This window comes from Nonomuraea mesophila (assembly GCF_004352805.1).
GTDB lineage: Bacteria > Actinomycetota > Actinomycetes > Streptosporangiales > Streptosporangiaceae > Nonomuraea > Nonomuraea longispora.
On the sequence record NZ_SMLD01000009.1, the window covers coordinates 112,494 to 118,684 of the forward strand.

Genomic DNA, 6,191 nt, shown 5'->3' on the forward strand with positions numbered 1-6,191 from the left:
CCGCTCCAGTGATTTTCCGGCCCGCACCTGGCGCGGGCGGGTCAGCGGCCGGTCGATCCGTCGATCTGCTCGCGCAGGATGTCGGCGTGGCCCGCGTGCCGGCCGGTCTCCTCGATCATGTGCACCAGGACCCACCGCATCGAGGGCGCCGGCCCCGGGCGCGAGGGCCGCGGCGTGGGAAGGGCCAGATCGGGGCAGGCGTCGATGACCTGGTTCGCTTGCTGGACCGCCGCCCGGTAGCCGGCGAGCACACTGTCCACGGTGTCCCGCGGGGACGGCCGCATGGTCGCGCGCCAGTCGGGGACGTCCTCGCCGAGGAAAGAGAACCGTTCGACGAACGTCAGATGCCTGAGCAGGCCGAGAAGGGTGGTGCCCGAGGGCACCGCGGCCGTACGCACCTGCGGCTCCGGCACCCCCATGACCTTGTCCGCGATCGCGTCGCGCAGATAGTCGAGAAAGCCCCGCAGGGTGGCCTTCTCGTCCGCGCCGGTACGCGGGGGCGGGGTGTCCTTCGCCCGCGTCCTGGAAGCTCGCGCGTGTTCCCCCCGCATGCGTCACTCCGCTTCCGTGGCTCGCCGGACGACCAGGACGTGGTCGATGACGGTGGCGCTCTCACCGGCGGGCCCGGTCGCCCGGCGGCTCGGCGTGTCGGAGCGCAGGACGGACCAGCGCGCAGGATCGAGACCGAGTCCGGCGGCGATCTCGGCGGGCGTGGGGTAGCGGACGTCCGGGTCCTGATTCCACGACCAGGGCGCGGTGGAGCCGTGGTCGACGACCAGCAGCAGACCTCCGGGACGCAGGGCATGCGCGGCGGTGCGCAAGACACGGTCGCGCAGCAACGGGAACGGGGTGTGGAAGTAGTGGGCGGAGACGAGATCGAACTCGCCGTCCGGGAAACTCCTGGCCAGGTCGTGGTGTTCGGCGACGACGCGGTCCGCGACGCCGAGGTCGCGGGCGCGTTCCCGGACTCGTACGACGGCGGTGGTGGAGATGTCCACGGCGGTGACGTGCCAGCCGCGCCGGGCGAGCCAGAGGGTGTCGCCTCCGGCGCCGCAGCCCAGGTCCAGGGCGGCGCCGGGGCGCAGCGGCGCGGCGGTCTCGGTGAGCAGCGGGTTGGCGCGGGCGTCCCAGGCGCGCCGGGCGCGGTAGTGGCGCTCCCAGAACAGCTCGGCGTGCTGGCCGTTCGTCTCGCCCGTGACGTCGCCGGGGGCTTGCCCGTGGCGCCGGGTGGAATCCATCAGACGTTCCCTTCGTCGGCCGGCGTGCCCGGCACGCTCCGATACGCGCCGGCGACGCCGGTGGGGTAGGGACAGCATCGCCAGCGCCGTTTCGGAGTTGCAAGAAAAGTTGCGGATCTGCATCATCGACGGATGGACGACCCCGTAGAAGACGTACTGGCCGGAGTCGGGCCGCGTCTGCGCGCCCTGCGCCGGGCACGCGGCACCACGCTGGCGGAGCTGGCCGGCGAGACCGGCCTCACGGCGAGCACGCTGTCCCGTCTCGAGAACGGCAGGCTCCACCCCACCCTGGAGCAGCTGCTGCCGCTGGCCCGGGCGCACGGAGTGCCGCTCGACGATCTCGTCGCGGCGCCGCCCACGGGCGACCCGCGCATCCATCTGCGCCCCGTGCGGCGATCCGGGCTGGTGCTGGTGCCGCTGACCCGGCGGGCCGGTGGCATCCAGGCGTACAAGGTGGTCTATCCACCCGCCGGCCGGGCGGTCACGAGGAAACTGCAGACCCACGAGGGGTACGAATGGTTCTACGTCCTCAACGGCAAGGTCAGGTTCGTGCTCGGCGAACAGGAATATCTGCTCGGCGTGGGGGAGGCGGCGGAGTTCGACACACGCATTCCGCACAACATCGGCAGCGCCGACAGCCGGCCCGCGGAGCTGCTCACCCTGTTCGGCCCGCAGGGGGAGCACGCCCATCTGGGGCCATCAAAACCCTGACCCTCAGCACGTTGGGACCGTCACAACGCTGACCGGCTCAGCACGTCGGACCGGCAGGGGCCGTCGCAACGCTGACCGCCGCAGCACGTAGGACGGGACGGCGCCCGCCGTGACGCTCACAGGAGGCGGAGCTGTTCGGGGCCGGCCGGGGCCGGAGGGCGCCGGGGCGGGACGCGACGGGCGGCTGCAGGAGTGGCGCGGCCGACGCCGTGACGCTCGGCCAGCTCCTTGACCAGACCGTTCACGCGCGTCTGGTAGGCCTTGGGCGCGTAGGAGCCCCTGCCGTAGAGCTCTCTGTAGCGCGGCACCAGCCGTGGGTGCTCGCGCGAGAGCCACTCCATCCACCACTCGCGCGCCCCTGGCCGCAGGTGCAGCACGATGGGCGAGATGTGGGTGGCGCCCGACGCGGCGATCTCCTTGACCGTGGACTCCAGCTGGGCGGGGGAGTCGGTGAGGTAGGGCAGGATCGGCGCCATCAGCACGCCGCAGGCGATGCCGTTGTCGTTGAGGGTCGCGCACGTCTCCAGTCGTCGCCGTGGATGCGGCGTGCCCGCCTCGACCGCCCGCCACATCGCGGTGTCGACGAAGCCGGCCGAGATGGCGGTGCTCACGTCGGTCACCTCGGCGGCCTCGGTCAGCAGGTCGAGGTCGCGCAGGATCAGCGTGCCCTTGGTGAGGACGGAGAACGGATTGGCGGCGTCGCGCAGCGCGGCCAGGATGCCGCGCATCAGCCGGTAGCGGCCCTCGGCCCGCTGGTAGCAGTCGACGTTGGTGCCCATCGCGATGTGGTGAGCGCCCCACCGGGGCGCGGCCAGCTCCTTGCGGGCCAGCTCCGCGGCGTTGACCTTGACGACGATCTTCGAGTCGAAGTCGGCCCCGGCGTCCATGTCCAGATATTCGTGCGTCTTCCTGGCGAAGCAGTAGACGCAGCGGTGGCTGCACCCCCGGTAGGGGTTGATCGTGTATTCGAACGGCACCCGGCTGGCCCCCGGCACCTTGTTGATGATGGATCGGGCCCGGATCTCGTAGAAGGTCATCCCCTTGAACTCGGGCGTGTCGAACGTGCGGGTGACCGCGCCGCGAGCGAACAGCGGCACGGCCGGATCGTCCTGACCGGGCGTGGCCAGGCGCAAGTTGTCCCAGCGCATGCCATGATTAGAACAAAGATTCGAGCGTGATCGCAAACGGAAAGAGGTGGCAATTACCTGGTCGGGCTGGGGCTAATGATCTTCATGGTTGGGCAGAAACACGCCTGAAGAGCTTGCGTTCGGGAGGTGCGCCCATGGCCTGGTCGCAGGACGAGGAGCGGATGCTGGCAGAGATCGAGCAGCGCCTCGTCGACGACGACCCGCGACTCGTGGCTCGGCTCGAGTCGTTCAACGAGCGGGTCCGTCGCAGTGAGTCGAAGACCCGCCGCCCGCCGGGCCCCACCCGCCGACCACGCCGCTCCACCGTGATCATCCTGATCAGCTGGCTGCTCATCGCGACCCTCGTCGCCACCCTCCTGATCATGGTGCTCCGCCTCGACGCCGCCGCCGCTCTGGCTCTCACGACCGCCTTCTGATCCCTGTCGGCTGATCCCTGCCGGCCTCCTCTGCGGTGCGCGTGACACGTGCCGTCGCTAGAGGCGCTAAGTTCCCATACCCGCAGTAGGGAAACGTAGATGCCCTAGAATGTCGCCGTCGTGTCCAGGAGGAGGGGACCATGGCCGTGCAGGGCGCCAGCAGGCGTGACAGGGTCAGGCAGGCGACGCTGGCGGAGATCCGCGCCGTCGCCCGCAAGCTGCTCATCGAGCGCGGCCCGGCCGCCGTGACGATCAACGCGGTGGCCAGGGAGATGGGGATGAGCGGCCCGGCGCTCTACCACTACTTCTCCGGGCACGAGGAGCTGGTCGGCGCGGTGACCGCCGACTTCTTCCGTGAGCTGACGGCCGTGGTGGAGGCGGCGCGCGACTCCTGCCCCCCGGACCGGCGCGGCAGCCGGCTGCTGGCGGCGTGCCGGGCGCTGCGCGGCTGGGCGATCATGCATCCGGCGGAGTTCGGCTGGGTGTTCGCCAGCCCGATCACGAGCAAGCGGCGGCCCGACTCGCCGCGTGAGCTGGCCGGGCGCGGCTTCGAGCAGGTCTTCCTCGAGGAGGTCGCCGAGCTGTGGAAGGAGCGCCCGTTCCCGGTTCCCGCGCCGGGGGAGCTGCATCCGTCCATTCATGACCAGCTGCGTCTGTACGCGGACTCGACCGGCGTGGACATGCCGGTGGAGGCGGTGCACGTCTTCCTGGAGTGCTGGATCAGGCTGTACGGCCTGCTCTGCATGGAAGTGCTCGGCCAGCTGAGCTTCGCCTACTCCGACCTGGAGCCGGTCTTCGAGGACTGGCTGCGGGAGCTCGCACCCAAACTCGGCATCGACTACGAGGGTCCGGCCCCGTCCTCGTAGGAGGCTTCACAGCGTTTACTCGCCTACGTATACTCGTCTACGAGTAAGGAGGCGGGATGGCGAAGCGGCGACGGGTCGGCAACCTTCTGGCGCTCGCCGTGCTGACTGCGGTCGGCGACCGGCCGATGCACCCGTACGAGATGGCCTCGGTCCTGCGGGCGCGCGGCAAGGACCAGGACATGCCGATCAAGTGGGGTTCCCTCTACACCGTGGTCCGCAACCTGGAGAGACATGGCCTGCTGGAGGTCGTGGAGAGCGAACGGCAGGGCGCCAGGCCGGAGCGCACGGTCTACCGCGTCACCGACGCCGGCCGTCAGGAGGCCGACGACTGGACCCGCGAGCTGCTGTCCGACCCCGAGCGGGAGCCGTCGGCGTTCGAGGCCGGGCTGTCGGTGATGGGCGGCCTCGGGCCCGACGAGGTAGCGGAGCTGCTGCGGCAGCGGCTCTCCGGGTTGGAGCGCCAGATCGGCGACGACCGGCGGGCGCTGGAACACCAGAGTGGCGAGCTGCCCCGGCTCTTCCTCCTGGAGTCGGAGTACGCGCTGGCGATGCGCGAGGCCCAGGCCCGCTGGGTGCGCGCGCTGCTGGAGGAACTGGAGAAGGGCACGTTCCCCGGCGTGGAGCAGTGGCGGGCCTATCACCGGACCGGCCGGCTGCCCGCGGAGGTGGCGGAGCTCGCCGAAAGGGGCCGCACCGACTGAACGACCCGCGCCGCGGCGATCGAAGTCGCGGGCGCACCATGAGCGACCCGGGCCGCCACGGCGAGCACGGGACGTACCACGAGAAAACCGGCGGCGGTGTTGCAGCACCGCCGCCGGGAGACCTCGCACCGCAGAGCCGCGAAGCGGACCCCGGCCACGAGATGGCACTCGCAACAATAGCCGGGCTCCCTTCACGGACCGAACCCACCATGGGAGCCCAGCATGACGACACTCGGCACCACTCTCGGCGACGTGACGTCCAAGGACGGCACCACGATCGGCTATCACCGGCTCGGGCGTGGCCCCGGCCTGGTGATCGTCCACGGAGCCATGCAGGTCGGGCGCAGCCAGATCGAGCTGGCCCAGGCACTGTCGGACGACTTCACCTGCTACCTGCCCGACCGTCGCGGGCGCGGCGGAAGCGGCCCGTACGGCCGCGCGTACAGCGTCGAGCGGGAAATCGAGGACCTCGACGCTTTGCTCGCGGCGACCGGCGCCCGCTACGCCGTCGGCATCAGCTCGGGCGCCATCATCACGCTGCGCACGGCGCTCACCCGCCCGGCCCTCGACAAGATCGTGCTCTTCGAGCCCCCGCTGGACATCGCCGGCTCCAACCCGACGGACTGGCTGCCCCGCTTCGACCGCGAGCTCGCCGCGGGGGACACGGCGGCGGCGCTGGTCACCGGCATGCGGGCCACCCGCATGGGGCCGCCGATCTTCTTGAGGTTGCCGCGGTTCCTGCTGGAGCGGCTCACCGTGCTGGCGCAGAAGGGGCAGGAGAAGTCCGGGGCTGACGGGGAGCCGACGTTCGGCGAACTGGCCCCGACCCTGCACTACGACGTCCAGGTGGTGGCGGAGACAGCCACGGCCGGCGAGCCTGTCGCCTACCGCTCGGTGGGGGCCGAGGTGCTGCTGGTGGGCGGCGCCAAGAGCCCGGCCTACCTGCGTACGGCGCTCGACGCGCTGCACCGGGTGCTGCCGCGCGCTCGGCGGGTGGAGATGGCGGGCCTCGGCCACAGCGCCACCGGCAACACCCGCCAGCGGGGGCGGCCGGAGCGCGTGGCCGCCGAGATCCGCGCGTTCCTCACCTGAGCCCCGCGACCCGCCACCC

8 protein-coding genes are annotated in these 6,191 nt (G+C 71.3%); 5 read left to right on the forward strand and 3 right to left on the reverse strand.

Translation table 11 applies throughout. The features are described 5' to 3' along the window. Nucleotides 1–41: 41 nt before the first annotated feature. Together E1295_RS05795 and E1295_RS05800 are read right to left on the reverse strand one after the other, a co-directional pair. A complete protein-coding gene (locus tag E1295_RS05795; RefSeq protein ID WP_132628614.1) occupies nucleotides 42–551 on the reverse strand; it encodes a DinB family protein in 510 nt (169 codons plus the stop codon). Between the two features lie 3 nt (nucleotides 552–554). Then, a complete protein-coding gene (locus tag E1295_RS05800) occupies nucleotides 555–1,238 on the reverse strand; it encodes an SAM-dependent methyltransferase (protein ID WP_132628615.1) in 684 nt (227 codons plus the stop codon). 132 nt (nucleotides 1,239–1,370) lie between these two features. On the opposite strand from E1295_RS05800, the gene E1295_RS05805 reads away from it, so the two are divergent. Then, the gene (locus E1295_RS05805) at nucleotides 1,371–1,949 is read left to right on the forward strand and encodes a helix-turn-helix domain-containing protein (RefSeq protein WP_132628616.1); all 579 of its coding nucleotides are present in this window, start codon (nucleotides 1,371–1,373) and stop codon (nucleotides 1,947–1,949) included. Nucleotides 1,950–2,065: 116 nt separating this feature from the next. Here E1295_RS05805 and E1295_RS05810 read toward each other — a convergent pair whose 3' ends face one another. Continuing rightward, nucleotides 2,066–3,097 (reverse strand): Rv2578c family radical SAM protein, encoded by a 1,032-nt coding sequence (locus E1295_RS05810; protein ID WP_132628617.1) that lies wholly within the window; start codon nucleotides 3,095–3,097, stop codon nucleotides 2,066–2,068. 134 nt (nucleotides 3,098–3,231) lie between these two features. Here E1295_RS05810 and E1295_RS05815 point away from each other — a divergent pair, with 134 nt between their 5' ends. From E1295_RS05815 to E1295_RS05830, 4 genes are all read left to right on the forward strand, one after another. Next, a complete protein-coding gene (locus E1295_RS05815; RefSeq protein WP_132628618.1) occupies nucleotides 3,232–3,513 on the forward strand; it encodes a DUF3040 domain-containing protein in 282 nt (93 codons plus the stop codon). Nucleotides 3,514–3,653: 140 nt separating this feature from the next. After that, a complete protein-coding gene (locus tag E1295_RS05820) occupies nucleotides 3,654–4,379 on the forward strand; it encodes a TetR/AcrR family transcriptional regulator (RefSeq protein ID WP_132628619.1) in 726 nt (241 codons plus the stop codon). 56 nt (nucleotides 4,380–4,435) lie between these two features. Continuing rightward, a complete protein-coding gene (locus E1295_RS05825; RefSeq protein WP_132628620.1) occupies nucleotides 4,436–5,080 on the forward strand; it encodes a PadR family transcriptional regulator in 645 nt (214 codons plus the stop codon). 222 nt (nucleotides 5,081–5,302) lie between these two features. After that, on the forward strand, nucleotides 5,303–6,172 hold the full coding sequence (locus tag E1295_RS05830) for an alpha/beta fold hydrolase (protein ID WP_132628621.1): 870 nt from the start codon (nucleotides 5,303–5,305) through the stop codon (nucleotides 6,170–6,172). Nucleotides 6,173–6,191: the final 19 nt, after the last annotated feature.